The sequence below is a fragment of the Stenotrophomonas sp. SrG genome, from assembly GCF_050031795.1.
In the GTDB taxonomy this organism is placed as follows: domain Bacteria; phylum Pseudomonadota; class Gammaproteobacteria; order Xanthomonadales; family Xanthomonadaceae; genus Stenotrophomonas; species Stenotrophomonas rhizophila_A.
In genome coordinates, this window is sequence record NZ_JBNBBE010000904.1 from 1 (window position 1) to 243 (window position 243).

Consider the following 243-nt stretch of genomic DNA (forward strand, 5'->3'; position numbering starts at 1 on the left):
TTTCGTTCTCGGCGCGTCGCGCGGTACGCCACGGGGGCGTTTCTGCGGGCCTCGCATCCAAGAGAAAACAGATCTGTCGATCGACACCCAGACGGTCATTGAAGACCACAAGCGCAGCTCGGCCGATACCGGCTCCCCGGAAGTCCAGGTTGCCCTGCTCCCCGCCCGCAGCGAACTGCTGACCGGCCACTTCAGGACCCACCAGGAGGATCCCCACCGCCGTCGCGGTCTGCTGCTGGTGGG

General features: G+C 66.3%; 1 protein-coding gene. It reads left to right on the forward strand.

The features are described from left to right. Nucleotides 1–73: 73 nt before the first annotated feature. Nucleotides 74–243: 30S ribosomal protein S15 (locus ACQG3P_RS22125; protein WP_426806251.1), on the forward strand; the 170-nt coding region annotated here is incomplete at its 3' end.